Source organism: Roseateles sp., assembly GCF_965229315.1.
Lineage (GTDB): Bacteria > Pseudomonadota > Gammaproteobacteria > Burkholderiales > Burkholderiaceae_C > Pelomonas.
Window position 1 is genome coordinate 132,999 of the sequence record NZ_CBDDJA010000001.1, and the last position, 26,181, is coordinate 159,179.

Here is a 26,181-nt window from a genome sequence, read left to right on the forward strand (position 1 = left end):
GTGCGCGCGGCTGGCCACGGGTGTCAGCCGTTGCCCGCCAGGCCGAGCCAGCCGGACACGGGCGCATCGGCCACAGGACGGCGCGGGCGCACACGCTGCTCGAACTCGTCGGGCCGCAGCGGCGGCGCGAACAGGTAGCCCTGGAACTCATGGCAGCCGGACTGGGCCAGGAAGTCGCGCTGGGCTTCGGTCTCGACGCCCTCGGCAATGACCTGCAGGCCCAGCGCCCGGCCCATCTGCACGATGGCGTTGGCGATGCCCACATCGCTGGCGTCGCCGGGCAGCCCCTGCACGAAGCTGCGGTCGATCTTCAGCCGCTGGATGGGGAAACGCTTCAAATAGGCCAGCGACGAGTAGCCGGTGCCGAAGTCGTCGATGGACAGCGTGACGCCCAGGCTGGCCAGCGACCGCATGCGGCGCAGCGCCTCGTCGGCATCGCCCAGCAACACGCCTTCGGTCAACTCCAGTTCCAGCATGCTGGCGGGCAGCATGGCATCGCGCAGCGTGCCGGCGACGGCCTCGACGAAGCCGGCCTGATGGAATTGCAGCGCCGACACGTTGACGGCCACCGGCATGCGCAGGCCGCGGCTGAGCCAGTGGGCCGCCTGCGCCACGGCCTCGCGCAGCACCCACTCGCCAATGGCGATGACGAAACCGCTTTCCTCGGCCAGCGGAATGAATTCGGCCGGCGAGATGTCGCCGCGCTGCGGGTCGCGCCAGCGGATCAGCGCCTCGGCGCCGATGACGCGATCACTGCCGAGTTCCACCTGCGGCTGGTAGTGCAGGCGGAAGCGCCCTTCCGCCAGCGCCTGCCGCATGGCATGGTCCAGCCGCATGCGCGACAGCAGGTCCACCTCCTTGCGCGGCACGTGGAAGCGGAATCCGGCCCGGCCGCTCTCCTTGACCCAGTGCATCGCCCGCTCGGCGCTGGCCATCAGTTCGTCGGACGATCCGCCGTCCCCCGGGTAGAGCGCGATGCCGCAACTCGCGGTGACGGTGAAGCTCAGCGTGTCGAAGCTGAAGGGCTGGGCCAGCAACTGCTGCACGCGGCGCGCTGCGGCCTCGGCCTCGGCGGCCTGGGCGCCGTCGATGAGGATGGCGAATTCATCGCCGCCCAGTCGGGCCAGCGTGTCATTGACGCCCACGGCGCCGCGCAGCCGCTCGACGACCTCGCGCAGCACACGGTCGCCATAGCTGTGGCCCAGCGTGTCGTTGATCTGCTTGAAGCGGTCCAGATCCAGGTGCAGCAGCGCGAAGGACGGCGGCACTTCGCCCGCGGCGACCTCGGCCATCTGCTGCAGGATGCGGTCGGCCAGCGCGCGGCGGTTGGGTGCGCCGGTGAGTGCATCGGAGCGGCCCAGCTCCTCGATGCGCTGGTGGGCGGCGAGTTTTTCACTGAGGTCGCGGAAGGAGAAGACGCGCCCGATGGGTTCGCCGCGGCTCATCTGCGGCAGCGACACCTGCTCCAGCACGCGGCCGTCGGCCAGGCGCAGCATGTCGCTGGAGCGCATCAGCGGCGCGTCCAGCAGCGCCTCGATGCGCAGCCGGTACTGCTCGCCGTCGCGCATGACGCGCTGCAGGCTCAGCCACAGGCCGGCGTCGCCCGGCTCGTGCAGCAGGCCGCCGGGCAGGTCCCAGAGCTTGGCGAAGCGGCGGTTGAAGCTGCGCACGCGGCCGGCCAGGTCGACGACGAGGATGCCGTCGGCCGTGGATTCCAGCGTCGCGCGCAACTCCGCCAGCAACGTCTCGCGCTCGGCCTCGGCGCGGCGGCGACGCGTCTGGTCGTACAGCAGCACCAGCCAGTAGCGGCTGCCGTCGGGCAGGTGGATGGGGCTGATCGAGCGGCTGACCCAGCGCGGCTGGCCGTCGGTGTGCGTCAGCACCGTGTCGGAGCGGATGCGGGCGAACGGGTCGCGCTCGGCGCCCTGCCAGAAGGCTTCGTCTTCGAGGGAGCCGCACAGCAGCGCCGGCGACTGTCCGAGGGCGCGTTCGGGCTTGAGCCCCAGCAGCCGCAGCGCCGCGCGGTTGATGCCCGTGACCACGAGGCTGTCGCCATCCACCAGCCAGGCCGGTTCGGGCAGGCTTTCCAGCAGGGCGCCGACCAGGGGCGGCGCCTCGGGGATGCGAGGCAGGTGCGCAGGCGCCTCGCGGCTGGCGTTCACGCGGCCAACTCCCCCGGCCCGGTACTGACGGCGTCGAAGAAGTAGGCGATGCGGGCCCGCGGGCTCAGATAGTCCAGCGACGCGCGCGGCAGGAACTGTGGCTTCAGGCTGCGACGGATGCCGAGGTCGGGCATCTCTTCAAGATTCAGGACCAGGGCCTCTTCCTTGGGCACCTTGACGTCGTGGACCATGACGCGGGGCTTCAGCGGCCGCGCCGAGTTGACGGACACGACCAGCGCGTAGCGGTCGTCGGTGAGCTGCACCGTGGAGCCCGGCGGATAGACGCCCATCATGCGGATGAAGGCGTTCAGCATGGTCGCGTCGAAACGGTTGCGGCCTTGCGCGAACATCAGCGACAGCGCCTCGTGCGGCGTCATCGCCTTGGACGTGAGCAGCGGATTGCACAGGCCGTCGAAGCGGTTGACCAGCGCGACGATGCGCGCACCCGTGCTCATGCGGTCCATGTTGATGCGCTGCGGGAAGCCGCTGCCATCGGCGTGCTCGTGGTGCTGCGCAATGATGAGCAAGGGGCCAGGCGCCAGGCCCATGGCCTGCGCGATGGCCACGCCCTTGGCGACGTGCTGCTGGTAGGCCTGGGTCTCGGCGGCCGTGAAGCTCTCATCGCGGTGGCGCAGGCGCGGTGCGATTTCCAGCTTGCCGACGTCGTGCAGCAGCGAGCCCACGCCGAGGTCCATCATCTCGTCGCGGCCCAGGCCGAAGGCGCGGCCCAGCAGCAAGGCAATGATGCAGACGTTCAGCGCGTGCGCGGTGGAGCGGTCGCCGGCCGACTCGTTGAGCAGCCGCATGTTGAGGTCGCCCTCGACCAGCATCTTGTCCAGCAGCGCGGCGGTCAGGCCTTCGGCATGGCCGCGGGCCTGGTGCGGGTCGGAATGCACCTGCTCCATGACGCTGCGAAATCCTTCGGTGGCCTCGCTGTACTGCGCCTCGCACAGGCGCAGCGCCTCGCGCTGGGCGGCCAGCGCCAGGCGGTGGGCTTCGCGCGCCAGGTCCTCGGGACTGGGATCGTTGGCCGCAGCCGGCCCGGTCGGCGCGGCCGCTTCGGCTTGGGCGGCGGGCGCCGTCTCGGGCTGCAGCGACAGGTCGCTCTTGGCCGGGCTCCAGCGCACCTGGGTCAGGCCCAGGCGGCGCAGGATGAGCAGTTGATCGCTGGACGCGATCTTGAAGCTCGACAGCGGGAAGGGATGAGACATCCAGCCCAGGTCCAGATGAATGAACATCCCGACCGTCAACTGGTTGACATCGATCAGTGGATCGCTGGTTCTGTCCTGCATTCGCTCATACCCGCAACGGGCACCCCTCGACCCGGCCCTGCTCCGGCACCACGGCCCGGACCACGGAACGGCCTCCTGACAAATCTCAATTCGGTTTTTTCGCCCGCGGCACTCAGGGAATATTGCCCTTGCCTTGGCGCAGCGCGGAGCTTAGCGCCTGAACGTGACCGATTTTCCGTTGCTTTCTCGGGGCAAACGCGAAGGAATGCATGCAATGCGGCCCACCGTCGAGCCGCGGATGAGCCGCGGGAAGCCTCAGCGTTTCGCGCGATGGTGCCCGATCAGGCTGTGATACCAGTGCGCGCTGTCCTTGGCCAGGCGCTGCTGCGTCGCGTAGTCGACGTGGAAAAGGCCGAACCGCTTCGTGTAGCCGGAGTTCCACTCGAAGTTGTCGAGCAGGCTCCAGTAGAAATAGCCCCGCACGTCCACGCCCAGGCCCATGGCCGTGGCCAGCGCCTGCAGGTGGCCCGACAGGTAGGCGATGCGTTCGGCGTCCGGCACATGGGGCTGGGGAAGGGCGACGACGCGGTCGGCGTTGGCCATGCCGTTCTCGGTGATGTAGATCGGCGGCGGCGAGTACTCGCGGCCCAGGCGCACCAGGTGGGCGGCGAACACCTCGGGCACGACTTCCCAGCCCATGTCCGTGAAACCGCGCCGGCCCGGCCCCTGGGCGGCCTGGCCGGTCGCGCTGATCAGGTTGCGCGTGTAGAAGTTGACGCCCAGGAAGTCCAGCGGCTGGCCGATGCGGGCGAGGTCGCCGGGCAGGATCCGCGGCGCGTCGGCGCCGACGTGCTCGATGACGTCGGCCGGGTAGGCGCCGCGGAAGATCGGGTCCATGTACCAGCGCACGTTCAGCCCGTCGTCGATGCGCGCGGCGCGGCGGTCGGCCTCGCTGGGCGTCGCCGGGAAGGACGGCGTGTGGTTCAGCACGATGCCCAGCTTCGCCGTCGTCTCGGCCCGCATCGCCGCGATGGCGTCGCCGTGCGACAGCATCAGGTGATGCGACACCTGCAGGCTCTCGGCCCGGCTGGTGTGGCCGGGCGCGAACTGCGCGGTCTCGTAGCCCAGCGTGGCCGTGCACCAGGGTTCGTTGTGCGTGGCGATGCTGGCCAGGCGGCTGCCGAAGCGGCGCGCCACCTCGGCGGCGTAGTCGGCGAAGCGCGGCGCGATGTCGCGCGACAGCCAGCCGCCGATGCGCTCATGCAGCGCCTGCGGCAGGTCCCAGTGGTAGAGCGTGGCGTGCGGCTGCAGGCCGGCTTCGAGCAGCGCGTCGATGAGCCGGTCGTAGAAGGCAAAGCCGGCCTCGTTCCAGGCGCCCTCGCCCAGCGGCTGCACGCGCGGCCACGAGAAGCTGAAGCGGTAGGCGTCCAGGCCCAGGCCGCGCATCAGCGCGATGTCGTCGCGGAAGCGGTGGTAGTGGTCGCAGGCGGTGTCGATGTCGGACGCGTCCTTGATGCGGCCGGGCTGGCGGCAGAAGGCGTCCCAGATGGACGCGCCCTTGCCGTCCGTGAAGGCCGCGCCCTCGATCTGCGCGGCGCTGGTGGCGGCGCCCCAGATGAAGTCGCGCGGGAAGGCACTGGCCAGGGCGGCGAGGTCGAGGTGTTCGGGGTCGAGAAGATGCATGGTGTGGGCTACTTGACCGCGCCGGCCGCGATGCCGGCGACGAGCTTGCGGGCGCTGAAGAGATAGACGATGAGCAAGGGGAGCAGGGCCAGCGCGCTGCCCAGCATCAGCGCCCCCCACTCGGTGTTGTTGGGGCTCTGCATGGCGCGCAGCGCCAGCGGCAGCGTGTAGTTCTCGACGGACCGCATGACCACCAGCGGCGCCATGAAGTTGTTCCAGCTGGCGATGAAGGTGATGAGCGCCAGCGTGCCTAAAGCGGGGCGCAGCAGCGGCAGCACGACGCTCCAGAACGTGCGCCATTCGCCGGCGCCATCCATGCGCGCCGCGGCCAGCAACTCGCGCGGCACCGCCTGCAACGCGGCCTGGCGCATCAGGAACACGCCTAGAGCGCCGCAGCCGGCGGGCACGTACAGCGCGCGCGGCTGGTCCAGCCAGCCCAGCCACTGCATGACCATGAAGCTGGGGATCATGTTCAGGAAGCTGGGCACCATCATCGTGCCGAGCACGACGGTGAAGAGCTTGTCGCGGCCGCGGAACTGCAGCAGCGCGAACGCGTAGCCGGCGGCCGAACACAGCACCAGGTTCAGCACCGTGGTCAGGGTGGCGACGTACAGCGAGATCGCCAGGTTGCGCCAGAACGGCAGCGCGGCCAGCAGCAGCTCGAAGTTCAGGCCCGCCGCGTCGCCGAACCCCAGCGGCGGCGGCACGTTGAAGATGCTGTTGCGCTGGTGCGTGGCGAAGACGAAGGTGAACCAGATCGGCGCCAGCACCAGCAGCGCGCCCAGCGCCAGCACGGCCCACGTCACAACCGGCGGCCGGCTACGCATGGCCACCGCCCTTGCCGAACAGCCGCGCGTTCAGCCAGGCCAGCGCGGCGATCAGCGCGAACAGCGCCCAGGACAGCGCCGACGCGGTACCGAAGTCGCCGTCGTTGAAGGCGGTCTGGTACATGAAGATGGCTGCCGTCATGACCGAACGGGCCACGCCCTTCTCGGTGTCGACCAGGATGAACGGCTCCTCGAACAGTTGCAGCGAGCCGATCAGCGTCAGCGTGACGGCGAAGAAGATCATGGGCCGCAGCTGCGGCAGCGCGATGCTCCAGAACTGCCGCCAGGGCGGCGCGCCGTCCAGCCGCGCGGCCTGGAAGATCTCGTCGTCCAGCGTCTGCATGGCGGTCAGGTACAGCACCAGGTTCCAGCCCAGGTAGCGCCAGAACACGACGAACGCAACGGCGGGCTTGGTCCAGGCTGAGTCGCCCAGCCAGTCCGGCAGGTGGGCGGCATCCAGGGGCAGCCAGGCACCGACCAGCGGCAGCCGCGTCAGCTCCGCCAGCGCCACGTTGATGAGGCCGTAGTCCTTGGAGTACAGCGTCATGAAGATCAGCGCGATGGCGACGCTGGACGTGATGTAGGGGACGAAATAGGCGCCCACCAGCAGGTCGCGCCCCTGGTGCACCCGGCGGTGGATGAAGAACGCCATCGGCAGCGCGACGAGGTGCTGCGGCAGCCCGGCCGCGAGCGCCAGCCACACCGTGTTGCCCAGGCCCTGGATGAACCACGGGTCCGTCAGGCCCATTGCATAGTTCTCCAGGCCCACCCAGCGCAGGGCGGCCAGGCCTTCGGACGGCTCCCACTGGTGGAAGGACAGCCACAGCGAGAACAGCAGCGGGAACAGGCCGAAGACGGCGAACAGGATGAAGAACGGCGCCACGAAGGCGTAGGGCGCGAGCCTGTTCATCTGCGGGTTCTGCGAATGACGAGGGCGCGGGCTTCGGCCAGCGCCTCGGGGATGGGGCGGCCCTGCGACACGACGTCCTCGAACGCCGAGCGCACGATGGCGGTGGCCAGCGCGTCGTGCTTGTGCACGGGCGTGGCCGGCACGCGGTGGGCGATGTCGCGCCACAGCTGGCGGGCGCGCTGGCCGCCGAGGTAGGCGATGGGCTCGTCCATGACCGGGTCGTCGTGGGCAGCCAGCAGCGCCGGGAAGGCGTCCAGCACGCGCAGGCCTTGCAGCTGCGTCGCGCGGTCGAACACCATCTGGCGGATGAAGGCCCAGGCCGCGGCCTTGTTGGGCGCGTGCCTGGGGATGGCGTAGAAGCTGCCGCCGTAGCTGGCCACCAGGCCGCCGGGCAGCGGTGCGCTGCGCCACAGGCCGGCCTGCGCCGGCGCCAGCCAGTTCTTCAGGTGGCCGGCCAGCCAGCAGCCCATCATCTGCGTGGCCACGCGGCCCTGGCGGAACGCGGCGCCCCATTCGTTGCCCCAGGACGGCGCCTTCAGGTCCAGGCCCGCGCGACGCACGGCCAGGCCCAGTTCGAAGGCGCGCTGGAAGCGCTCGTTGCCCACCAGCACCTCGCCGCCGCGGCCGAAGTAGATGCCCTCGCCGTCGGCCAGGCCCACGCGCAGCAGGATGTCGCGCAGCTCCGCGGCGTCGGTCAGCAGCGCGGCGCCGGTGGCACGCTGCAGCTGCCGGCCGGCCTCGATGTAGCCCGGCCACGAGCCGGTCAGGTCGGCTTCCCTGAGCCCGGCGCGCTCCAGCAGGTCCAGCCGGTACAGCAGCGTGCCGGGGCCGATGTCCGCGGGCATCGCGATCAGCGCGCCCTGCGGCGAGCGGCCCTGGGTGACGGCGAAGCGCGGCAACGCGCCGAGCAGCGGACCGGCGTCGTAGGGGGCGCCGAGCAGGTCCTCCAGCCCGCCGCCGGATGCGAACTTGCCGATGAAGCGCAGGTCCAGCGCCATCACGTCGGGCTGGCCGCTGCCGGTGGCCAGCACGGCGCTCATCGCGTTGTGGTGGTCGGCATAGTTGCGCGACACCAGGCGCAGCGGCGCCTCGGGGTGGGCACGGTCCCAGGCGGCCTGCGCGGCCTTGGCGGCGCGGTCGAGGTCAGGAAAACTCGCCACCGTCAGCGGCGCCACGGCAGGCTGCGCGGCGGCCGGCAGGGACAGCGCCAGTGGCGCGGCCAGCAGCGTGCGGCGGGAGACAGGCATGGAGAAAAAGCGGGCGGGCGCCATCAGAGGAGGAGACGTTGGGGCGGCCCGCCCGGGGCCGAAGGGGACAACGAGGGGTCGGCCGGCCTCAGAAATCCGTGCCGACGTTGACGCCGACCGTGCGCGGCGGCTTGTACTGCGCGGTGAAGATGCCGCCCGCGCCGCCACCGGCACTGGTCTTGACCTTGCCGTCCGTCACGTTGCGCACGAACACGTCGGCGTACCAGCTCTTGGCCTGGTAGCGCGCGCCCAGGTCCAGCCGGGCATAGGACTTCTGCAGGTCGCCATCGGTCACGCCGCCATACAGCGCCGGGTTGTAGCGGGCGTTGCCGGAGGCCAGGTTGAACACCGACAGGTAGCTCTTGGTCTCGTAGTGCAGGGCCATGCGCGGCGCCAGCGTGGTCTCGCCGCTGAGGTGGAAGCTGTGTTCCCACAACAGCGTGGCGCTCAGGCGCGGCGCGTGCGGCATCTCGTTGCCGGTCACGTCCAGGCAGTTGCTGCTGATGTAGCCGCTGCTGGGCACGCCGGGTGTGTTGTAGGCGCGCGGGTCGGTGCAGGCGGGCAGCGAGTAGTCGTTGGAGAAGCCGACCAGCTCGCCCAGCTTGCTCTTGGTGAACGCGCCGGAGAGGTGCACGCGGTCGTCGGCCGTGGGCTTGACGGCGATCTCGAACTCCAGCCCGCTGACCTTGGCGCCCTTGGCGTTGGAAAAGCCGAAAAAGCGCGCGCCGGTGGGGTCGATGGCTGGTGCGCCGAACTGGTAGTCGCGGAAGTTCAGGTGGTAGACCGCCGTGTTGAACGTCATCGCGCCGTCCAGCAGCGTGGCCTTGTAGCCGACCTCGTAGCTGGTCAGGTTCTCCGGCTTGTAGCTGGCGCCCCGGTCCTGCAGGCCGCCGGACTTGTAGCCGGTGGCCACGCTCGCGTAGACCATGTTCGTCTTGTCGATGTCGTAGCTCAGGCGCGCGAGGTAGGTCGCCTTGCTGCCCGAGTAGCGGCCGTCGTTGACGTCGCCCTGGCCGAAGCCGCAGCCGCCCTTGAGGTCGGGGCCGCCGGTGTCACAGCCCGGGTCCACCGGCACGGCGGGGAACGCGGGGTCATAGGCCCAGCCGTGGCCGCGACCGTTGATGTTCTCGCGCACGTCGTGCGTGTAGCGCACGCCGCCGGTCAGGTGCAGCGCATCGCTGACGTTCCAGGTCGCCTGGCCGAACACGGCCTTGCTGTCCACCGTCTCCTTGGGCTGCACGAAGCTGCCCTGCCAGCCGATGGTGCCTTCCTGCGTGCCGTTGAAGATGGGGATGTCGAAGCGGATGCCGTTGTTCTCGGCGCCGTAGTACAGGCCCAGGATCCAGTCCACGTCGTGCTGGCCGGTGGACTGCAGTTGCAGCTCGTGGCTGTGCGAGCGGTACTTGCTCCAGTTGGTGCGGTCTTCCTGGAAGCCCGCCCCGCCGGTGGCGAAGCTCGTGGGCGAGCCGCCCTGGCCCATGTCCTGGTCGAAGGTGCCGGAGCCCGAGAACTTGCTGACGCCGGCCACGTACGACAGGCGCACGGTGCTGGACAGGTCGTAGTCCAGCCGGCTGCGGATGACGTCGGAGTTGCGGTTCAGGTAGGGCGCGGTGTCGATCAGCGCGGACCAGAATTTCTGCCCGGGGCGCGGGTTCTGCACCAGCGCCATGGACGGCGTGCCGCGGTCCTGGAAGCGCTCGTACGAAACATCCCAGTGCAGTTCGGGCGTGGGCTGCCAGGCGAAGCTGACGCGGGCGCCGGTCTGGTCCTGCGCGCTGTACTTTTTGCCGCCCTGCACGAACAGGTTGTAGTTGATGGGCTTCCACTGCGCGAGCGTGTTGGTCGGGCTGGCGGCCAGCCAGGCGGCCTGCTGCTGCGCGACCGTGTAGCGCACCGGGTTCTGGTAGTCGACGTAGCCGTCGTGCTGCTCGTGCGCGAAGGCGAAGCGCACGGCCATGTCGTTGCCCAGCGGCACGTTGAAGCTCGCACGCGCGCCCAGGCGGCCGAAGTTGCCCATGCCAACTTCGGCGTTGCCGGACTGGGTCTTGAGCTGCGCCGGGGCGGTCTTGAAGTTGACCGCACCGACCGTGGAATTGCGCCCCCACAGCGTGCCCTGCGGGCCGCGCAGCACTTCCACGCCGGCCATGTCGAACATCAGCGCGGCGGCGCCCTCGGGGCGGGCCGTGTAGACGCCGTTGACGAACAGCGCCACCTCGGGGTCGGCGTACTCGGTCTTGGCCGTATCGTTGCCGATGCCGCGCAGCGTCATCGTCGTCACGCCGTGGTCGCCCTGGGCGGTGGCCTGCAGGCCCGGCACGAGGTGGACGATGTCCAGGATGGTCGTCATGTGCGCGTCTTCCAGCGCTTCGGCGCTGATCGCGGTGACGGCCACCGGCGTCTTCTGCAGCGAGGTGGTCTTCTTCGTCGCGGTGACGATGACCTCGGGCAGCTTGGTGGTCTCGGTGGCAGCCTTGGCGGTCTGCGCCCACGCCGGCGCGGCACCGGCCAGCAGGGCCAGCACCGCAAGTTGGATGGGGGTACCCAGGGCCGAGCAGGCCGGGCGATGGCAGCGATTCATGGTGTCTCCTAGCTGGTTTGTTGCGCTGGGCGCGCTGGATTCGTCGATCCAGTGAAAGCATCTTGCCCGACCGTTGACAACGCTGTCAACACAAAAAGACAACGTTGTCTTGTTTCCCGCTACCATCTCCCAGGAGACATCCGGGAAAGTCCCAGGTCCTTGATACACAAAGGAAATCGCGCATGACAGCGGTTCGCAGCATCCTCGTCGTCGGCGGCGGCAGCGCCGGCTGGCTGGCCGCGGCCTACCTGGCCCGCACGCTGGGCGTGGGCGACGCCGCCGGCCCGCGCATCACGCTGGTGGAGGCGCCGGGCATCCCGACCATCGGCGTCGGCGAAGGCAGCTTCCCGTCGCTGCGCGGCACGCTGGCGGCCATCGGCATCCCGGAGGACCGCTTCATCCGCGAGGCGAACGCGACGTTCAAGCAGGGCATCCGCTTCGACCACTGGGTGCGCCGCCCCGGTGAGCCGGGCGCGGACCACTACTTCCACCCCTTCAGCCAGCCCAGCCAACGCCCCGGCGGACCCGAGCTGCTGCCCTACTGGCTGCTGGGCGCGGCCGAGGGCAGCGCATTCGCCGAGGCCGCGACGCTGCAAAAGCGCGTGGCCGACGCATCCCGGGCGCCCAAGCGCGTGACCGATGCCGACTACCTCGGCGCGCTGAACTACGCCTACCACTTCGACGCCGGCCGCTTTGCCGCGTTGTTGGCCGACGAGGCGCGGGCGCTGGGCGTCTCGCACATCGCCGCGACGGTGGAACGCGTGGAGGTCAGCGACGGCGGGCTCATCACCGCCGTGCACACCCGCGAGGCCGGCGCGCTGCGTGCGGACCTGTATCTGGACTGCACGGGCTTTCACGCGGCGCTGATCGGTGGCGCGCTCGCCTCGCCGTTCAAGAGCCTGGCCGACCGCCTGTTCGTCGACCGCGCCCTGGCCATCCAGGTGCCCTACCCGCGCGCCGATGCACCGATCGCGTCGTCCACGATCTCCACGGCTCAGACGGCGGGCTGGATCTGGGACATCGGCCTGCAGCAACGCCGCGGCATTGGCCACGTCTATTCGAGCCGCCACATCGACGACGGGCAGGCCGAGGCGCAACTGCGCGCCTACATCGGCCCGGCGGCCGACGGCATCAGCGCGCGCCGGCTGGATCTGCGCATCGGCTACCGCGAGACGCAATGGCTGGGCAACTGCGTGGCCGTCGGGCTGTCATCGGGCTTCATCGAGCCGCTGGAAGCGTCGGGCCTGGGCCTGGTGGAGGCGGCCGTCTACCTGATCGCCCACCTGTTCCCGCACGACGGCCAGTTCGACGCCGCGGCGCGCCAGTTCAACGCGCAGATGCGCACGCGCTACGAGCGCATCGCCGACTTCGTGAAGCTGCACTACGCGCTGAGCCAGCGCCCCGAGCCGTTCTGGCGCGACAACGCCGACGCGGCCACGCGCTCCGGCCTGCTCAGCGAACAGCTCGCGATGTGGCGCACGCGCGCGCCGCACCGGCTGGACTTCATCACCGACCTGGAGATGTACCCGCCGTCGAGCTGGCAGTACGTGCTGTACGGCATGGAGTACGCAACGGCCCTCGCGCCCAACGCCGCCGCATGGCCACGGGCTGCCGAGGCGCGGCAGGAGTTCGCGACGCTCAGGCAGCTCGCCCCGCGCGCGATCGCCGACCTGCCGGCCCACCGCGCGCTGGTCGAGCACCTGTGCGCGCGCGGCTAGCGGGGCTGACGCAGCGAGCGCAGCCGGTGGACTTCCTCGATCAGGTCCACCACCAGCGCCGCCAGCTCCGGGTTGGCGTCGAAATCGCGCTCGAGGGCCAGCAGGCGGCGCGCGCGGTGCAGTTGCGGGCTGGCGAAGCGGCGCGCCGCGCCTTCACCGCTGCAGCAGACCAGCAGCCCGGCGTCGAGCCGCTCGTGCAGCCAATCGGCGTCCACACCGCAGGCACACGCCAGCTCTTCCAAACTCAGCGCGTGCTCGTCGATGACGAGGCCGACCAGCACGGGGTCACCGGCCATGGCTCGCGTCGTCCGCTGCGGCACGCGGCTGGAAGCGGGTCTCCAGCGTCGCGGCCATGGACTCGTAGGCCTGGCGCGCGCCCGCCAGCGTGGACGGCGGCAGCACCACGGCCACCTCCAGCACCAGGTCGCCGGCCGGCTCGCCCTTCAGCCCCTGCCCACGCAGGCGCAGGCGCTTGCCGTGCGGCGTGTCTGGCGGCACGCTCACGCTGACCCGCCCGCCGGGCGTCGTCGTGGCCACCTCGGCGCCCAGCGCCGCCTCCCAAGGTGCGAGCGGCAACCGGTCACGCACATCACGGCTGTCTGTGGGGTCGGCGCCGTGCTGCTTGAACTGGATTTCCAGGTAGAGATCCCCGGCGGCCGCGCCGCCACGGCCCGCCGAACCCTGCCCGGGCAGGCGGATGTGCTGCCCGGCCTGGATGCCCTTGGGGATCTGCACCTGCACCTGGCGCAGCGCGACGGCGCGGCGGCCGTTCTCGTCGGGCGCCAGCGTCCGCACGGTGACGGCGCGGACGGCGCCAGCGACCGAATCCGCGTCGTCGATGACCAGCCTGACATGCTCGTCGGCACCGCGCGCGGGCTTTGCATCGGCCGGCTCGGCCTGCGCCGCGCGACCGAACATGCTGGTGAAGAAATCGGTGAAGCCTTCGCCCTCGCCGCGGCGCCCCGCCGTGGGCTCGCCATCGAACTGGAAGCCCTGTTGCCAGTCGCCGGGCATCTCGCGCGCCGCACCGGGCTGGCCGTCCGAGAGCTGGCCCGCCTTGAGCTGGCGGCGCCGCACGCCGTCGTAGGCAGCCCGCCGTTGCGGGTCGGACAGCACCTCGTAGGCCTCATTGACCCGGGCCATCGCGGCGTGGGCGGGCGTCGTCGGGTTGATGTCCGGGTGGTGCAGGCGCGCCAGACGCCGGTAGGCCTGCTTGATCGCCGGCGCGTCGGCGTCGGCAGCCAGCCCCAACACCTGGTAATAGTCCTCGAAACGCACGGCAGCGAACCGCATCACCGCGGTCGGGCAAGGCCGATGTCGCATCGCGGGGCACTGCCCCTGGGGTCGGGAGGTCTCATCGCCGCGCTCCGTGCCGTGGAGCCCCGACTTTGAATTTGCCGCGCACCTGCCGCCATCGGACGGCACCGCCTGCGCGGACCCACCGCGTCCTACAGGTCGCCCGTCAGCGCGCCCGCGTCGAGTCCCGCACGACCAGTTCGTGCGGCAACACTTGGTGCAACTCGGGCTCCGCCGGTGAGGCCCCGTCAGGGCGTTGCGGGGTGACCAGCATCTCGACGGCCATGCGCGCCATCTCGGCCACGGGCTGGCGCACGGTGGTCAGCGGCGGCCACACCAGCGCGGCGGCAGGCGAATCGTCGAAGCCGGTGATGGACAGTTCGCCGGGCACGCTCAGGCCCAGGCGCTGCGCCGCAGCCAACACGCCCAGCGCCATGTCGTCGTTGCTGGCGAACACGGCCGTGGGTCGCTGGCGGCGGCTGAGCAGCTGGTGGGCCGCATCACGGCCGCTGGCGAAGGTGAACAGTCCGGGCTGGATCAGCTCGGGGTCCGGCTCCAGGCCGTGCGAGCGCAGCGCGTTCACGTAGCCCTGGTAGCGCAGCGCGCTGGCCGACTGGTCGGCCGGCCCCGTGATGAACGCGATGCGCTGGTGCCCCAGGCTGAGCAGCAGGTTCGTGATCTCCTCGGCGGCATGCACGTCGTCGATGCGCACGGAGGGCACGCCCTCGACATCGCGCTCGGGGGACATCAGCACGCACGGCGTGCCGCTGTCGCGCAGCGCGGCCAGCACCTCGGGGTTGTCGCACAGCGGCGGCGTCAGGACCATGCCGTCGGGCCGCAGCGCCATGACCATGCGATCGATCTGCTGGCGCAGGTCCGGCGCATCGTTGTGCAGCGATTCGACGACGAGGTGATAGCCCAGCTCGCGGCAGCGCAGCGTCGCGCCCTGCTGCACGCTGGCGACGAAGCTCGCGCTCGGGTCGTAATACAGCAGGCCGATCAGGAAGGAGCGCCCGCCGGCGAGGCTGCGGGCCGACTGCTTGGGCCGGTAGCGCAGCGCCTCCACCACCTTGAGCACCTGATCCCGGGTGCTCTCGTGCACACCAGGTTCATGGTTGAGCACGCGCGACACCGTCTTGATCGACACGCCCGCCTCGCGGGCCACGTCGACGATGGTGGGGCTGCGGATGTTCATGCCCCTCGTCCAAGGCAAGCCTTGGACGGTCCCCCGAGGGGACGGCGATGCTTGCAGGGGTTACCCCACAAGCACATCGCCAGACGGGCCGGCTTGGGAGCGGCCCGGCGCTCGGCCCGATGGCGACTCATGGAAACAGAAGTTACTTCTTCTTGGCCTTGGCGGCCGGCTTGGCAGCAGCCTTGGCGGCGGGCTTGGCAGCGGCCTTCTTGGCGGCCGCCTTGGGGTCCACGGCAGCCTTGAAGCCAGCGCCGGCGGTGAACTTGGGCAGCTTGGCGGCGGCGATCTTGATCTTGTCGCCGGTGCTGGGGTTCACGCCGTTGCGGGCGGCACGTGCGTGCTGCTTGAAGGAGCCGAAGCCGGGGATCGACACCGCACCACCCTTTTTGACGGTGGTGACGATGGCGTCCAGCAGGGTCTCGAGGACGCGGCCAGCTTCGGCCTTGCTCAGCTCGTGCTTGGCGGCCAGGTGTTCGATCAGATCGGTCTTGTTCATGCGGGGGGTCTCGTCCAAAACGCGCCCGAACGGCTCGGGCGGCGAGATTGTGGCGCATACAGTCGGGCCAGAGCCCCGTATCCATCGCCAATGTCACCGCCTGTGCACTTTGCCTCGCTGCTCGACGCCCTGCCCCAGCAGGTCTGGAAGGCTGACGCGCAGGGCCGCCTGCTGTGGATGAACGCGCGCCTGGCCGAAGCGCTGAATCGCCCGGCGCTGCCGGTGCCGCTGGTGAACTGGCTGCATGCCGACGACCGCGACGCCTTCGCCGAGCGCTGGGCCGCGGCGCAGCGGCAGCAGCGATTCGAGATGGAGTACCGGCTGGGCAACACCTGGATGCTCGCGCAGGCGCAGCGCCTGCCGGAATCGCCGCTGTGGCTGGGCACGCACACCGACATCACGGCGCGGCGCGCGGCCGAGGCCCGGCTGAACGAACACGACGAGGTCTGGAAGCTGGCGCTGGAGTGCAACGGCGACGGGGTGTGGGACTGGCACGTGCAGGCCGGCATCGAGAACTACTCGGACCGTTACCTGCGCCTGTACGGCTTCGAGCCGGGCGACGTGGAAGCGACGCCCGAAGCGTTCGATGCCCGCACCCACCCGGACGACCTCGCGCAAATGGACAAGGACCGCGAAGAGCATTTCTCCGGCCGCACCGCCGTCTACCGCAACGAGCACCGTGTGCTGGCCAAGGACGGCACGTGGAAGTGGATCCTGAGCCGCGGCATGGTCATCGAGCGCGACGCCGCGGGCCAGCCGCTGCGCATGGTCGGCACGCACACCGACATCACCGACCGCAAGCGCCAGGAAGCGCTGGTGTGGCAGCAGGCGCGCGTGGACGCGCTGACCGGCCTGCCCAACCGGCGCTCACTGCGCGAGCGCATCGAACGCGCGTTGGCGCTGCGCGAGATGCGCGGCGAGGCGCTGGCGGTGATGTTCGTGGACCTGGACCACTTCAAGGAAGTGAACGATTCGCTGGGCCACGACGTCGGCGACGCGCTGCTCGTGCAGGTGGCCGCACGGATGCAGGCCTGCATGCCCTCCGGCGGCATCGTCGCCCGCATGGGCGGCGACGAATTCACCGTGCTGCTGGCCACGCGGGACGCAGCCGCAGCGGTCGAGCGCGTGGGCCAGGCGTTGCTGGAGACCCTGTCATCGGCGTTCGACGTGAGGGGCGAGCGGGTCTATGTGTCCGCCAGCATCGGCGTGAGCCTGGCGCCGCGCGACGGCGTCGAGATCGAGGCGCTGTTCAAGCACGCCGACCAGGCGCTGTATGAGGCCAAGGGCGCCGGCCGCAACCGCATGAGCCTGTTCACACCGGCATTGCAGGAGGCCGCACAGCGCCGTGCACGGCTGGCGGCCGAGCTGCGCGAAGCGCTGCCGCTGCGGCAGTTCAGCCTCGTCTACCAGCCCATCCTGTCACTGCGCGCGCTTGACGCACCGCCGCGCAAGGCGGAAGCGCTGCTGCGTTGGACGCACCCGCAACTCGGCGCCGTCAGCCCCGCGCATTTCATCCCGGTGGCGGAGGCCAGTGGCCTCATCGTGGACATCGGCGACTGGGTCTTCCGCGAGGCCGCGGCGCAGGCCCTGGCCTGGCGGTCGGCGGGGCATGCAGCGTTTCAGATCAGCATCAACAAGTCGCCGGTGCAATTCCTCAGCGAACGCAGCCACCGGCTGCGGCCGGACTGGATCACGCACCTGCGTGGCCTCGGGCTGCCGGGCGACGCACTGGCGGTGGAGATCACCGAAGGACTGCTGCTGGAGCGCGACGAGGCCGTGGCAGCGCGGCTGCGCGCGCTGCGCGAGGCCGGGCTGTCGATTTCGCTGGATGACTTCGGCACCGGCTACTCGTCGCTGGGCTATCTGCAGCACCACGAGATCGACACGGTGAAGATCGACCGCAGCTTCGTCGCCGGGCTCGATGACGGCGGCAAGGCGCTGGCGCTGTGCCGGGCCATCGTGACGATGGCGCATGAGCTGGGGATGGAGGTCGTCGCGGAGGGCGTCGAAACCGAGGCGCAGATGCTCGCCCTGAAGGACATGGGCTGCGACTGGGGGCAGGGGTGGTGGTTCGGCAAAGGGGTGGCTGCCGGTGAGTTTGAGCGGAGGTGGTTTTCTGAGACCGCTTAAGGCTAGGCTGGCGCCACGACGCCTTTGACGCGTTCCGCGTCCCACCAGGCGCTGCGCGCCAGCGTGGTCGAGTCCTCTCCTGGGCACCAAAGCAAAAAGGCCAGCGCTTTCGCGCTGGCCTTTTTCTTTGTTTGGTGCCCAGGAGAGGACTCGAACCTCCACGGAGTTACCCGCTAGTACCTGAAACTAGTGCGTCTACCAATTCCGCCACCTGGGCTTTCAGGGAGGCCGGACTATAGCCCAACTTTCACGGCGTCCGGGCCAATCACGGTCAGATGTCGAACTTGACGCCCTGCGCCAGCGGCAACTCGCTGGAGTAGTTCACCGTGTTGGTCGTGCGGCGCATGTAGGCCTTCCACGCGTCCGAACCGCTCTCACGCCCGCCACCGGTTTCCTTCTCGCCGCCGAACGCGCCGCCGATCTCCGCGCCCGACGTGCCGATGTTGACGTTGGCGATGCCGCAGTCGCTGCCCGCGGCGCTCATGAAGGCCTCGGCCTCCCGCAGGTCCGTCGTGAAGATCGCGCTGGACAGGCCCTGCGGCACGCCGTTCTGCAGCGCGATGGCCTCGTCCAGCGTCGAGTACTTCAACGTGTAGAGGACAGGCGCGAAGGTCTCGTGGCGGACGATCTCGCTTTGCGCCGGCATGCGCACCAGCGCGGGCGCGGCGTACCAGGCGTCGGGGAAGCGCTCGGCCAGCGCGCGCTCGCCGCCCGTCACCTCGCCGCCCTGCTCGCGCGCGGCGCGCAGCGCGTACTGCATCGCGTCGAAGGCCTGCGCGTCGATCAGCGGGCCGATCAGCGTGCCCTGCTCCAGCGGCGAGCCGATGGGCAGTTGCGCGCGGGCGCGCTCCAGGCGCTCGACCAGCGCTTCGTGGATGCTCGCGTGCGCGATGACGCGGCGCGTCGTCGTGCAGCGCTGGCCCGCCGTGCCGTAGGCGCCGAACAGGATGCCGCGCACGGCCAGGTCCAGGTCGGCGCTGGGCGTGACGATGATGGCGTTGTTGCCGCCCAGTTCCAGCAGGCAGCGGCCGAAGCGCGCTGCCACGCGAGGTCCGACGGCGCGGCCCATGCGCGTGGAGCCGGTGGCGCTGACGAGCGCGACACGGGTGTCGTCCACCATCACTTCGCCCACGTCAGCGCGGCCGATGATCAGCTCGGACAGGCCTTCAGGCGCGGCGTTGCCGGCGGCGCGGTAGCGTTGCAGCGCACGCTGGAACAGCGCCTGCGTGGCGAGCGCCGTCAGCGGTGTCTTCTCGCTCGGCTTCCAGACGCAGGCGTCGCCGGCCACCAGCGCCAGCGCCGAGTTCCAGGCCCACACGGCGACGGGGAAGTTGAAGGCCGAGATGATGCCGACCACGCCCAGCGGCAGCCACTGCTCCATCATGCGGTGGCCGGGGCGCTCGCTGGCGATGGTCAGGCCATGCAGCTGGCGGCTCAGGCCGACGGCGAACTCGCAGATGTCGATCATTTCCTGGACTTCGCCCAGGCCTTCGCTGGTGACCTTGCCGGCCTCGATCGAGACCAACTGCGCCAATTGCGTTTTGCTCGCGCGCAGCTCTTCGCCGAACAGGCGCACCAGTTCCCCGCGCTTCGGGGCGGGCACCACGCGCCAGGCCTTGAAGGCGGCATGCGCGCGGCCCACGGCGGCCTTCATGTCGGCGGCGCTGGCGGTGGGCAGCTGGGCCAGCACGCTGCCGTCGATGGGCGAACGCACGGTCAGGTCGCCGGTGTCCGGCAGGTGGACGCCCAGGGCGTCCAGAACGGAGAGGGTCTGTTGCTTCATGCGGTCATTCTCCGATCAGGAAATGGACTCGACCTGGCGCGACTGCTGGTAGGCCTTGCCGAAGCGGTTGGCCAGGAAGTCCGGCAGCTTGACCTCTTCCTGGCGCACGAAGCCGCGCTGCGGCAGCCTGCCTTCGCGGAACAGGTCCACCGCGGCGCAGATGCCGGCGGCGGTCGTGATCTGGATGGCGGAGAGCGGCTGCGCGCCGTCACGCGTCGCGAAGATCTTGCGCGCGAAGACCTCCTGCAGCAGCACGCCGTTCTTCTGGCCGGACACGGTCACGAAGACCAGCACCACGTCCTGCATCGTCGCGGGCATGCTCTTTCGCATGATGTCCTTCAGGTTGCCCTGGTCGCCCTTCAGGCCCAGGTCGCCCAGCAGGAACTGCATCAGGTCGCGGTGGCCGGGATAGCGCACGGTCTTGTAGTCCAGGTTGCGCACTTTGCCCGCCCAGGTCTCGCATAGCGTGCCCAGGCCGCCGGAGGTGTTGAAGGCCTCGTACTCGGTGCCGTCCAGGCTGAAGTGCTCCAGGCCCTCCAGCGGCAGCGCGGCGATGGTCTCGCCCTCGTGGATGGCCTCGCAGGGGTGGCAGTACTCGTTGATGAGGCCGTCGACCGACCAGGTCAGGTTGTACTTCAGCGCATTGGTCGGGAAGGCCGGCAGCGCGCCGACGCGCATCTGCACGTCGCGCACCGAGTCGAAGCCGCTGGCCAGGTGGTGGGCGACGATGCCGATGAAGCCCGGCGCCAGGCCGCACTGCGGCATGAAGGCGGTCTTGGCGCCTTCAGCCATCGCCTTGATGGCCTTGGTGGCGGCCACGTCCTCGGTCAGGTCGAAGTAGTGGCAGCCGCACTCCAGCGCCAGCTCGGCGGCCGTGATGGCCAGGTGGTAGGGCAGCGCGTTGACGACGGCGTCCTTGCCGCGCAGCTGGGCGGCCAGCGCCACGCGGTTGTCGCTGTCCACCTCGGCCGTGGCGATGCCCTCGGCGGCCAGCGTCTTCAGGTAGCCGGCGTTCTTGTCGAGCACGGTGACCTGGTAGTCGCCGGTGGCGTGCAGCAGGCGGGCGATGGTCTGGCCGATGTGGCCGGCGCCGAGCAGGGCGATCTTCATGGGGGGCTCCAGGCAGGGTTTCAGTTGGGCCGCACTCTAGGCAGGGTCGACGACGAAAGAAAGCGCTACTCCGACGAAATCAATTGCTTAACGGACGATTCGTCGCGATGATTTGTCGTTATGAATGACTCAAGGGTAAATCCGGGCCCGCTGGCGGACGCCCTCGACCGCCGCCTGATCCTGCTGCTGCAGGCGAACGCCCGCGACAGCACGGCCACGCTGGCGCGCAAGCTGGGCGTGGCGCGCACCACCGTCGTCGCGCGGCTGGCGCGGCTGGAGGCCAGCGGCCGCATCGTCGGCTACACGGCGCGGCTGGGCGGTGATGAGGCCGGCCGCAGCGTGCAGGCCTTCGTGGGCATCACCGTCAGCCCCAAGGCCGGTCGCGAGGTGGTCAAGCGCCTGTCGGAACTGCCCGAGCTGCGCCAGCTGGCCTCCGTCAGCGGCGAATTCGACTACATGGCGCTGCTGCGCGCCGACACTACGGCTCGCCTGGACGCGCTGCTCGACGACATCGGCGAGATCGACGGCGTGCTGCGCACCAACAGCTCGGTCGTGCTGGCCTTGCGTGTCGACCGCCAAACCTGAACCGGAGACCCTCCATGACCTGGCTTGCCCTCGGCCTCGCCCTCTTCCTCGGCATCCACCTGACCCGGGCGCTTGCGCCGCAGTGGCGCGCGGCGCAGATCGCCCGCCTCGGCGACAAGGGTTGGAAGGGCGTCTACAGCCTCACGTCCGCCGTCGGCTTCGGCCTCATCCTCTGGGGCTTCTCGCAGGCGCGGCGCGAGCCCGTTGTGCTGTGGCCGCACGTGCCGTTCGGTGTCAATCACCTGACGGCGCTGCTGATGCTGGTGGCGGCCGTCCTGATGGCGGCGGCCTATGTGCCGCGCAACCACATCAAGGCGAAGCTCAAGCACCCGATGACGCTGTCGGTCAAGGTCTGGGCGTTCGCCCACCTGATCGTCAACAACACACTGGCCGACGTGATGCTGTTCGGCAGCTTCCTGGTCTGGGCCATCCTCGTGTTCCGCGCGGCGCGCCGCCGGCCCGCGCCGCCGGTGGCGCCCGGCACGGCGGCCGGTACCGCTGCCACCGTCGTGGTCGGTGTGGCGCTGTGGGCCGTGTTCGCGTTCTGGGCGCATGCGGCGTGGCTGGGCATCGCGCCTCTGAGCCGGTGACAAGGCCGGTGATCCGTCCGGTCGCCGCGGCGGACGAAGCCGCCTTCATCGCCGCCGCACGGGCCAGCCGCCGGCTGCATCGCCCGTGGGTGCAGGCGCCCTGCGACGCCGACGCGTTCGCCTGCCATCTCGCCCGCTTCGACGGGCTGGCCCACCACGGCTTCGTCGTCGTGGCAGAGGGTGAACTCGCCGGCGTCATCAACCTCACCCATGTCGTCATGGGCGCCTTGCGCAGCGGCTACCTGGGCTACTACGCCTTCGCCGGTTTCCAGGGCCGCGGGTTGATGACGCAGGGCCTGAACGGCGTCGTGCGCCATGCATTCACAGACCTGGGCCTGCACCGCGTGGAGGCCAACATCCAGCCGGGCAATGCGGCGTCCATCGCACTGGCCAAGCGCTGCGGCTTCCAGCTCGAAGGCTTTTCGCCCCGATACCTGAAGATCGCCGGGCGCTGGCGAGACCACGAGCGCTGGGCGCGGATCAAAGGCTGACGTGACTGCGCGCGGCATAGACTCGCCGATGATGACCCACCGCTCCCGCCCACCGCGTCGCCGCTGGACGCGCCCGCTGGCGGCGCTGCTCGGGCTGGCGGCCATGGCTGCCACGGCACAGGCCGAACCCATGACCGCCTGCGGCGAGCCCGGCCTGGGCCCGCCGTGGCTGTACCGCACCCCCGGCCAGCCGCAGCAGCTCAGCGGCTTCCTGGTGGACCTCTGGACCCCGCTGTTCGCCAAGCTGGGCGTGGAGTTGACGCTGATCGGCAACCTGCCCTTCAAGCGCTGCCTGCGGGCGGTCGAGAGCGGTGAGATCGACTTCGCGCTCGCGGCTTACCGCGACGATGAACGCGCCCGCACGCTGGCCTTCTCGGCCCCGTACAAGACCTTCACACCGCAGGTCTTCTACCGGGCCACCAAGCCGCTGCAGGTCGCGGGTCGCGCCGACCTCAAGCGCTGGCGCGGCTGCGGCAAGAATGGCGCCAGCTATGCGCACTACGGCCTGGGCCCCGGCGACCTGGACCAGGGTGCCCGCAACGACCAGCAGCTCATCGACAAGCTGCTGGTGGGGCGCTGCGACTACTTCGTTGAGGAGCTGGAAGTCATCGCGCAGCTGGAGCTGGGCAAGGTCGACCACCTCGCCACGCCGGGGCTCGCGCATGCGCCCGTGCCGGACGTGCCGGCGCCCGCCTTCCACGTCGTCGCGGCACGGGGCAGCGCCGCGGCCGCGCTGCTGCCGCGGCTGGATGCCGCGTTCACCGAAGCATTGCGCAAGGGCGAGGTCGCCAGGCATTGGCGGCGCCACGCCGGCCAGTTGCCTTACTGAAGCGCGTCAGCTGCGGCAGCGATCCATCAGCCGCGTCAGGCCCAGCAGTGCATCCAGCATCGGCGTGGCCACGCCCACCTGCTGCGCCAGCTCGCGCGGTGCGGCCAGCAGCGCGTCCGTCTCGATGGCCCGGCCCGCCTCGATGTCCTGCAGCATGGACGTTTTGAACGCGCCCAGCGAGCGGGTGATGACGTGCCGGTCCTGCGGCGTCTGCGCGATGGGGCAGCCCACCCGTTCGCCGATCAGCGCGGCCTCGCGCATGATGGCCGTCGTGAACTCGCGCACCAGGTCGTCGGCCAGGATGCGGTCGGTCGTCGCGCGCGTCAGCGCCGACACCGGGTTGGTGGTCATGTTGCCCCACAGCTTGTAGAACACCTCGCGCTGGATGCTGTCCACGGCCTCGGCGCCGAAGCCGGCGCGCGCCAGCAGCGCGGCCAGTTCGGCGACCGAGCTGCTGCCGCCACCCACCGCCTCGCCGATCAGCAGGCCGTTGCCCATCACGTGCTGGATGCAGCCCGGCGCCGTCGTGAAGCAACTCGCATGCACGACGCAGCCGATGACGCGCTCGGGCGGGATGGCCGCGGCGATGCGGCCCTCGGGGTCCACGCTGGTCAGCGCCAGGCCCGGCACCGGCAGGCCGGCCGTGAACCACCAGGGCAGGCCGTTCAGCGCCGTCAGCACCCGCGTGTGCGGCCCGCACAGCGCCGCCACCTGCCCGGCCACGCCGGCGATGGCCGGGCCCTTGACGGCCAGGATCACCAGGTCCTGCGGCCCCAGCTCGGCCGGATCGTCGCTCACGCGAAGCGGCGCCTGCAGCAGGCGGGCGCCGCTGTGCAGCCGCACCCCGTGCTCGCGCACGGCTGCCAGCGTGTCACCGCGCGCCAGCGCGGACACCCGCAGGCCGTCCACCTGCTGCAGCCGCGCAGCCAGCCAGCCGCCGATGGCCCCGAGGCCGACGATGCAGACGTCCTTCAACATGGGGACCAGTCTCGCATGCACGCTTGTTACGGACCGGGCCCGCGGCCATCATCGGCGCCCAAACCAGGAGACCGCCATGGCCACCCAGACCCGGACGACCGCCACGAAGAAGGCCGCCACGAAGGCCGCAGCAAGGAAGGCCGCGGCCAACACGGTGCCCCAGCCCACGCTGGACGCCCGCCCCGACCGGCTGGACCTGCGCGACCTGCCTTACCGTGCGCCGCTGCGCTCCCTGCCCGCACGCTGGCCGCGCGACGAGGACCTGAAGCGGCTGCTGCCCGCCTACGTGAAGGCCGGCCGCATCCTGAACCAGGGCAACGAAGGCGCCTGCACCGGCTTCGGCCTGGCCTGCGTGACCAACTACCTGTACTGGCTGCGCCATATCGGCACGCCGCGCGCCAAGGCGCCGCCGCTGGTCAGCCCGCGCATGATCTACGAGCTGGCCAAGCTCTACGACGAGTGGCCGGGGCAGGACTATGAGGGCTCCTCCTGCCGCGGCGCGCTCAAGGGTTGGTACAAGCACGGCATCTGCAGCTGGGACCTGTGGCCCTACCCCCTGAACGAGGCCAAAGAGGGCCTGTTCGTGCGGCCCGCGGCCGGCTGGGACGAGGACGCCACCGGGCGGCCGCTGGGCGTGTACTACCGCGTCGACAAGCGCAGCGTCGTCGACATGCAGGCCGCCATCTACGAGATCGGCGCCGTCTACGTGTCGGGCGACGTGCACGACGGCTGGAGCGTGGACGAGACGGCCATGCCGTCCAACCACGGCCAGTTGCCGCGCATCCAGCGCATGGACAAGAAGACCGGCGGCCACGCCTTCGCGCTGGTGGGCTACAACGAGCACGGCTTCGTCGTGCAGAACAGCTGGGGCACCGGCTGGGGCGCCAGCGGCTTCGCCATCCTCGGCTACGAGGACTGGGTCACCAACGGCAACGACGCCTGGGCGATGGCGCTCGGCGTGCCGCAGGACCTGTCGGACCTCAAGGCGCGCAAGCCCAAGGCCGGCGCGCGCGCTGCGGGCGCCAAGGCGGGCCAGGCCACGCGCGCGGCGGGCGGGTTTCGCGTCGCGGCCGGCCGCGGCCTGGCGGACGTGGGCGCCACGCTGTGTTTCGGCGACAACCCGCGCGACGACCCGTGGCCCTTCAACCACGCGTTCGACCACACCCCCTACCAGCCGCTGCGCACGGCCCAGGCCTACACGCACACGCTGGTCTCCGGCAATGACGGCCAGCTGATGTCCACCGACTTCACGCGCGCCCGCGGCGACCGCGAGGGCCTGGCGCGCGAGCTGGTCGTCGAGCGGCCGCTGGCGTGGTTCAAGGCGGGCAAGGACCAGACGGTCCGGCTCGTCGTCTACGCCCATGGCGGGCTGAACGCCGAGCTGGAATCCATCCAGCGCATCCGCGTGCTGGCGCCCTACTTCCTCGCCAACGGCATCTACCCGCTGTTCCTGACATGGAAGACCGGTCCGGGCGAAACGCTGAAGGACATCCTCGAAGACCTGCAGCACCGCATCATCGCCGGCGGGGAGCGCAGCGAGGGCTGGCTGGACCGCCTGCGCGAGGCCGCGGCCGAAGCCAAGGACCGCGCCATCGAGGCCGTGGGCCGGCAGTTCGCGCGCGGCATCTGGAGCGAGATGCGCGAGAACGCCGCGGGCGGCGCCGTGGACGACCATGTGCTCGACCTCGCCGCCCGCATGCTGCGCGAACTGCGCGACATGCTGGCCAAGTCGGGGCGCGAGCTGGAGGTCCACCTCGTCGGCCACTCGGCCGGCACCATCCTGCTGGGCCATCTGCTGGGCCGGCTGGGCGGCGCGAGCCCGCTGTGCATCGCCTCGTGCGAGCTGCATGCGCCGGCCTGCTCCAGCGGCTTCGCGGTGCAGCACTACGGCGCGGCCGACCAGGCCGGCGTGCTGTCGTTGAACCAGCTCTGGCTCAACGTGCTGACCGACGCCAACGAACGCGCCGACGGGCTGCCCTCGGCCGACCGCGACATCTACGGCAAGTCGCTGCTCTACCTCGTGTCGCGCGCGCTGGACGACGTGCGCAAGCAGCCGCTGCTGGGCATGGAGCGCGCGCTGATGCCGCCCGACGCCGCCTGGTCGCAGGAGCAGTGGGCCGCCGCGCCCAATGCCGACGTGGCCGAATGGCTGAAGCTGTGGCCCGGCGGCCAGCTACTGAGGACCATCGCCAAGCCCAAGGTCCGCACCACCAAGACGGGCGACCAGATTCCCGCCAGCCACGGCAGCTTCGACAACAACATCGAGCTGATGACCGGCACGCTGGAGCGCATCCGCGGCGGGCCGGTCGTCGCGCCGCTGGAGTGGCTGGACTACTGAGCC

The 26,181-nt window shown here is 70.5% G+C and carries 21 protein-coding genes and 1 tRNA gene; 7 read left to right on the top strand and 15 right to left on the bottom strand.

The genetic code is table 11. From position 1 onward, the window contains the following. Nucleotides 1-23: 23 nt before the first annotated feature. The 7 genes from ACO07H_RS00625 to ACO07H_RS00655 form a co-directional block, all read right to left on the bottom strand. Entirely contained in the window at nucleotides 24-2,162 is a 2,139-nt protein-coding gene (locus ACO07H_RS00625; RefSeq protein ID WP_422010044.1) for a putative bifunctional diguanylate cyclase/phosphodiesterase, read from the bottom strand. Next, complete coding sequence (locus ACO07H_RS00630) at nucleotides 2,159-3,454, bottom strand: HD-GYP domain-containing protein (RefSeq protein ID WP_422010046.1); 1,296 nt, start codon at nucleotides 3,452-3,454, stop codon at nucleotides 2,159-2,161. Before ACO07H_RS00630 ends, ACO07H_RS00625 begins: the two co-directional genes overlap by 4 nt. Before the next feature lie 255 nt (nucleotides 3,455-3,709). Next, nucleotides 3,710-5,077 (bottom strand): GH1 family beta-glucosidase, encoded by a 1,368-nt coding sequence (locus tag ACO07H_RS00635; RefSeq protein WP_422010048.1) that lies wholly within the window; start codon nucleotides 5,075-5,077, stop codon nucleotides 3,710-3,712. An 8-nt stretch (nucleotides 5,078-5,085) separates the two neighbouring features. Continuing rightward, nucleotides 5,086-5,904: a carbohydrate ABC transporter permease gene (locus ACO07H_RS00640; protein WP_422010050.1), complete on the bottom strand. Its 819-nt coding sequence runs from the start codon at nucleotides 5,902-5,904 to the stop codon at nucleotides 5,086-5,088. Next, nucleotides 5,897-6,814: a carbohydrate ABC transporter permease gene (locus ACO07H_RS00645; protein ID WP_422010052.1), complete on the bottom strand. Its 918-nt coding sequence runs from the start codon at nucleotides 6,812-6,814 to the stop codon at nucleotides 5,897-5,899. Before ACO07H_RS00645 ends, ACO07H_RS00640 begins: the two co-directional genes overlap by 8 nt. Then, nucleotides 6,811-8,061 (bottom strand): ABC transporter substrate-binding protein, encoded by a 1,251-nt coding sequence (locus ACO07H_RS00650; RefSeq protein ID WP_422010054.1) that lies wholly within the window; start codon nucleotides 8,059-8,061, stop codon nucleotides 6,811-6,813. Before ACO07H_RS00650 ends, ACO07H_RS00645 begins: the two co-directional genes overlap by 4 nt. Nucleotides 8,062-8,149: 88 nt before the next feature. Continuing rightward, a complete protein-coding gene (locus ACO07H_RS00655) occupies nucleotides 8,150-10,639 on the bottom strand; it encodes a TonB-dependent receptor (RefSeq protein WP_422010056.1) in 2,490 nt (829 codons plus the stop codon). A gap of 182 nt (nucleotides 10,640-10,821) precedes the next feature. On the opposite strand from ACO07H_RS00655, the gene ACO07H_RS00660 reads away from it, so the two are divergent. Next, a complete protein-coding gene (locus ACO07H_RS00660) occupies nucleotides 10,822-12,357 on the top strand; it encodes a tryptophan halogenase family protein (RefSeq protein ID WP_422010058.1) in 1,536 nt (511 codons plus the stop codon). Here ACO07H_RS00660 and ACO07H_RS00665 read toward each other — a convergent pair. The 4 genes from ACO07H_RS00665 to ACO07H_RS00680 all read right to left on the bottom strand — a co-directional run bounded on the left by ACO07H_RS00665 (nucleotide 12,354) and on the right by ACO07H_RS00680 (nucleotide 15,344). Then, a complete protein-coding gene (locus ACO07H_RS00665; RefSeq protein ID WP_422010060.1) occupies nucleotides 12,354-12,653 on the bottom strand; it encodes a chaperone modulator CbpM in 300 nt (99 codons plus the stop codon). The genes ACO07H_RS00660 and ACO07H_RS00665 overlap by 4 nt on opposite strands. Further along, a complete protein-coding gene (locus ACO07H_RS00670) occupies nucleotides 12,643-13,650 on the bottom strand; it encodes a DnaJ C-terminal domain-containing protein (RefSeq protein ID WP_422010062.1) in 1,008 nt (335 codons plus the stop codon). Before ACO07H_RS00670 ends, ACO07H_RS00665 begins: the two co-directional genes overlap by 11 nt. A 169-nt stretch (nucleotides 13,651-13,819) precedes the next feature. Beyond that, nucleotides 13,820-14,848: a LacI family DNA-binding transcriptional regulator gene (locus ACO07H_RS00675; RefSeq protein ID WP_422010064.1), complete on the bottom strand. Its 1,029-nt coding sequence runs from the start codon at nucleotides 14,846-14,848 to the stop codon at nucleotides 13,820-13,822. A 142-nt stretch (nucleotides 14,849-14,990) separates the two neighbouring features. Beyond that, a complete protein-coding gene (locus ACO07H_RS00680; RefSeq protein WP_422010066.1) occupies nucleotides 14,991-15,344 on the bottom strand; it encodes an HU family DNA-binding protein in 354 nt (117 codons plus the stop codon). Nucleotides 15,345-15,446: 102 nt separating this feature from the next. On the opposite strand from ACO07H_RS00680, the gene ACO07H_RS00685 reads away from it, so the two are divergent. Next, nucleotides 15,447-17,474, top strand: coding sequence for a putative bifunctional diguanylate cyclase/phosphodiesterase (locus ACO07H_RS00685; RefSeq protein WP_422010068.1), 2,028 nt, complete (start codon nucleotides 15,447-15,449; stop codon nucleotides 17,472-17,474). A gap of 132 nt (nucleotides 17,475-17,606) precedes the next feature. On the opposite strand, the gene ACO07H_RS00690 is transcribed toward ACO07H_RS00685, so the two are convergent. From ACO07H_RS00690 to ACO07H_RS00700, 3 genes are all read right to left on the bottom strand, one after another. Further along, nucleotides 17,607-17,691, bottom strand: a tRNA-Leu gene (locus ACO07H_RS00690). Nucleotides 17,692-17,745: 54 nt separating this feature from the next. Continuing rightward, nucleotides 17,746-19,257 carry an aldehyde dehydrogenase family protein gene (locus tag ACO07H_RS00695; protein ID WP_422010070.1) on the bottom strand — a complete coding sequence of 504 codons (1,512 nt, stop codon included), beginning with the start codon at nucleotides 19,255-19,257 and terminating at the stop codon, nucleotides 17,746-17,748. Nucleotides 19,258-19,272: 15 nt separating this feature from the next. Then, complete coding sequence (locus tag ACO07H_RS00700; protein WP_422010072.1) at nucleotides 19,273-20,367, bottom strand: saccharopine dehydrogenase NADP-binding domain-containing protein; 1,095 nt, start codon at nucleotides 20,365-20,367, stop codon at nucleotides 19,273-19,275. A gap of 120 nt (nucleotides 20,368-20,487) precedes the next feature. Between ACO07H_RS00700 and ACO07H_RS00705 the strand changes: the two genes are divergently transcribed. Genes ACO07H_RS00705 through ACO07H_RS00720 form a run of 4 tightly spaced genes read left to right on the top strand, consistent with a single transcriptional unit; the run spans nucleotide 20,488 to nucleotide 22,862 of the window. Next, complete coding sequence (locus ACO07H_RS00705; protein WP_422010074.1) at nucleotides 20,488-20,952, top strand: Lrp/AsnC family transcriptional regulator; 465 nt, start codon at nucleotides 20,488-20,490, stop codon at nucleotides 20,950-20,952. Between the two features lie 14 nt (nucleotides 20,953-20,966). After that, complete coding sequence (locus tag ACO07H_RS00710; RefSeq protein ID WP_422010076.1) at nucleotides 20,967-21,542, top strand: NnrU family protein; 576 nt, start codon at nucleotides 20,967-20,969, stop codon at nucleotides 21,540-21,542. Between the two features lie 8 nt (nucleotides 21,543-21,550). Continuing rightward, nucleotides 21,551-22,033, top strand: a complete 483-nt coding sequence (locus ACO07H_RS00715; RefSeq protein ID WP_422010078.1) for a GNAT family N-acetyltransferase — start codon at nucleotides 21,551-21,553, stop codon at nucleotides 22,031-22,033. A 31-nt stretch (nucleotides 22,034-22,064) separates the two neighbouring features. Then, on the top strand, nucleotides 22,065-22,862 hold the full coding sequence (locus ACO07H_RS00720; RefSeq protein ID WP_422010080.1) for a substrate-binding periplasmic protein: 798 nt from the start codon (nucleotides 22,065-22,067) through the stop codon (nucleotides 22,860-22,862). A gap of 6 nt (nucleotides 22,863-22,868) precedes the next feature. Here ACO07H_RS00720 and ACO07H_RS00725 read toward each other — a convergent pair whose 3' ends face one another. Further along, nucleotides 22,869-23,840, bottom strand: coding sequence for a 2-dehydropantoate 2-reductase (locus ACO07H_RS00725; RefSeq protein ID WP_422010082.1), 972 nt, complete (start codon nucleotides 23,838-23,840; stop codon nucleotides 22,869-22,871). A gap of 76 nt (nucleotides 23,841-23,916) precedes the next feature. Here ACO07H_RS00725 and ACO07H_RS00730 point away from each other — a divergent pair, with 76 nt between their 5' ends. Next, nucleotides 23,917-26,178, top strand: coding sequence for a C1 family peptidase (locus ACO07H_RS00730; RefSeq protein WP_422010084.1), 2,262 nt, complete (start codon nucleotides 23,917-23,919; stop codon nucleotides 26,176-26,178). Nucleotides 26,179-26,181: the final 3 nt, after the last annotated feature.

Excerpts from the sequence above, each read along its gene's own strand:
- ACO07H_RS00630 (WP_422010046.1), bottom strand. The coding sequence starts at position 3,454 with ATGCAGGACAGAACCAGCGATCCACTGATCGATGTCAACCAGTTGACG.
- ACO07H_RS00635 (WP_422010048.1), bottom strand. The coding sequence starts at position 5,077 with ATGCATCTTCTCGACCCCGAACACCTCGACCTCGCCGCCCTGGCCAGT.
- ACO07H_RS00640 (WP_422010050.1), bottom strand. The coding sequence starts at position 5,904 with ATGCGTAGCCGGCCGCCGGTTGTGACGTGGGCCGTGCTGGCGCTGGGC.
- ACO07H_RS00645 (WP_422010052.1), bottom strand. The coding sequence starts at position 6,814 with ATGAACAGGCTCGCGCCCTACGCCTTCGTGGCGCCGTTCTTCATCCTG.
- ACO07H_RS00650 (WP_422010054.1), bottom strand. The coding sequence starts at position 8,061 with ATGCCTGTCTCCCGCCGCACGCTGCTGGCCGCGCCACTGGCGCTGTCC.
- ACO07H_RS00655 (WP_422010056.1), bottom strand. The coding sequence starts at position 10,639 with ATGAATCGCTGCCATCGCCCGGCCTGCTCGGCCCTGGGTACCCCCATC.
- ACO07H_RS00660 (WP_422010058.1), top strand. The coding sequence starts at position 10,822 with ATGACAGCGGTTCGCAGCATCCTCGTCGTCGGCGGCGGCAGCGCCGGC.
- ACO07H_RS00665 (WP_422010060.1), bottom strand. The coding sequence starts at position 12,653 with ATGGCCGGTGACCCCGTGCTGGTCGGCCTCGTCATCGACGAGCACGCG.
- ACO07H_RS00670 (WP_422010062.1), bottom strand. The coding sequence starts at position 13,650 with ATGCGGTTCGCTGCCGTGCGTTTCGAGGACTATTACCAGGTGTTGGGG.
- ACO07H_RS00675 (WP_422010064.1), bottom strand. The coding sequence starts at position 14,848 with ATGAACATCCGCAGCCCCACCATCGTCGACGTGGCCCGCGAGGCGGGC.
- ACO07H_RS00680 (WP_422010066.1), bottom strand. The coding sequence starts at position 15,344 with ATGAACAAGACCGATCTGATCGAACACCTGGCCGCCAAGCACGAGCTG.
- ACO07H_RS00695 (WP_422010070.1), bottom strand. The coding sequence starts at position 19,257 with ATGAAGCAACAGACCCTCTCCGTTCTGGACGCCCTGGGCGTCCACCTG.
- ACO07H_RS00700 (WP_422010072.1), bottom strand. The coding sequence starts at position 20,367 with ATGAAGATCGCCCTGCTCGGCGCCGGCCACATCGGCCAGACCATCGCC.
- ACO07H_RS00705 (WP_422010074.1), top strand. The coding sequence starts at position 20,488 with ATGAATGACTCAAGGGTAAATCCGGGCCCGCTGGCGGACGCCCTCGAC.
- ACO07H_RS00710 (WP_422010076.1), top strand. The coding sequence starts at position 20,967 with ATGACCTGGCTTGCCCTCGGCCTCGCCCTCTTCCTCGGCATCCACCTG.
- ACO07H_RS00720 (WP_422010080.1), top strand. The coding sequence starts at position 22,065 with ATGACCCACCGCTCCCGCCCACCGCGTCGCCGCTGGACGCGCCCGCTG.
- ACO07H_RS00725 (WP_422010082.1), bottom strand. The coding sequence starts at position 23,840 with ATGTTGAAGGACGTCTGCATCGTCGGCCTCGGGGCCATCGGCGGCTGG.
- ACO07H_RS00730 (WP_422010084.1), top strand. The coding sequence starts at position 23,917 with ATGGCCACCCAGACCCGGACGACCGCCACGAAGAAGGCCGCCACGAAG.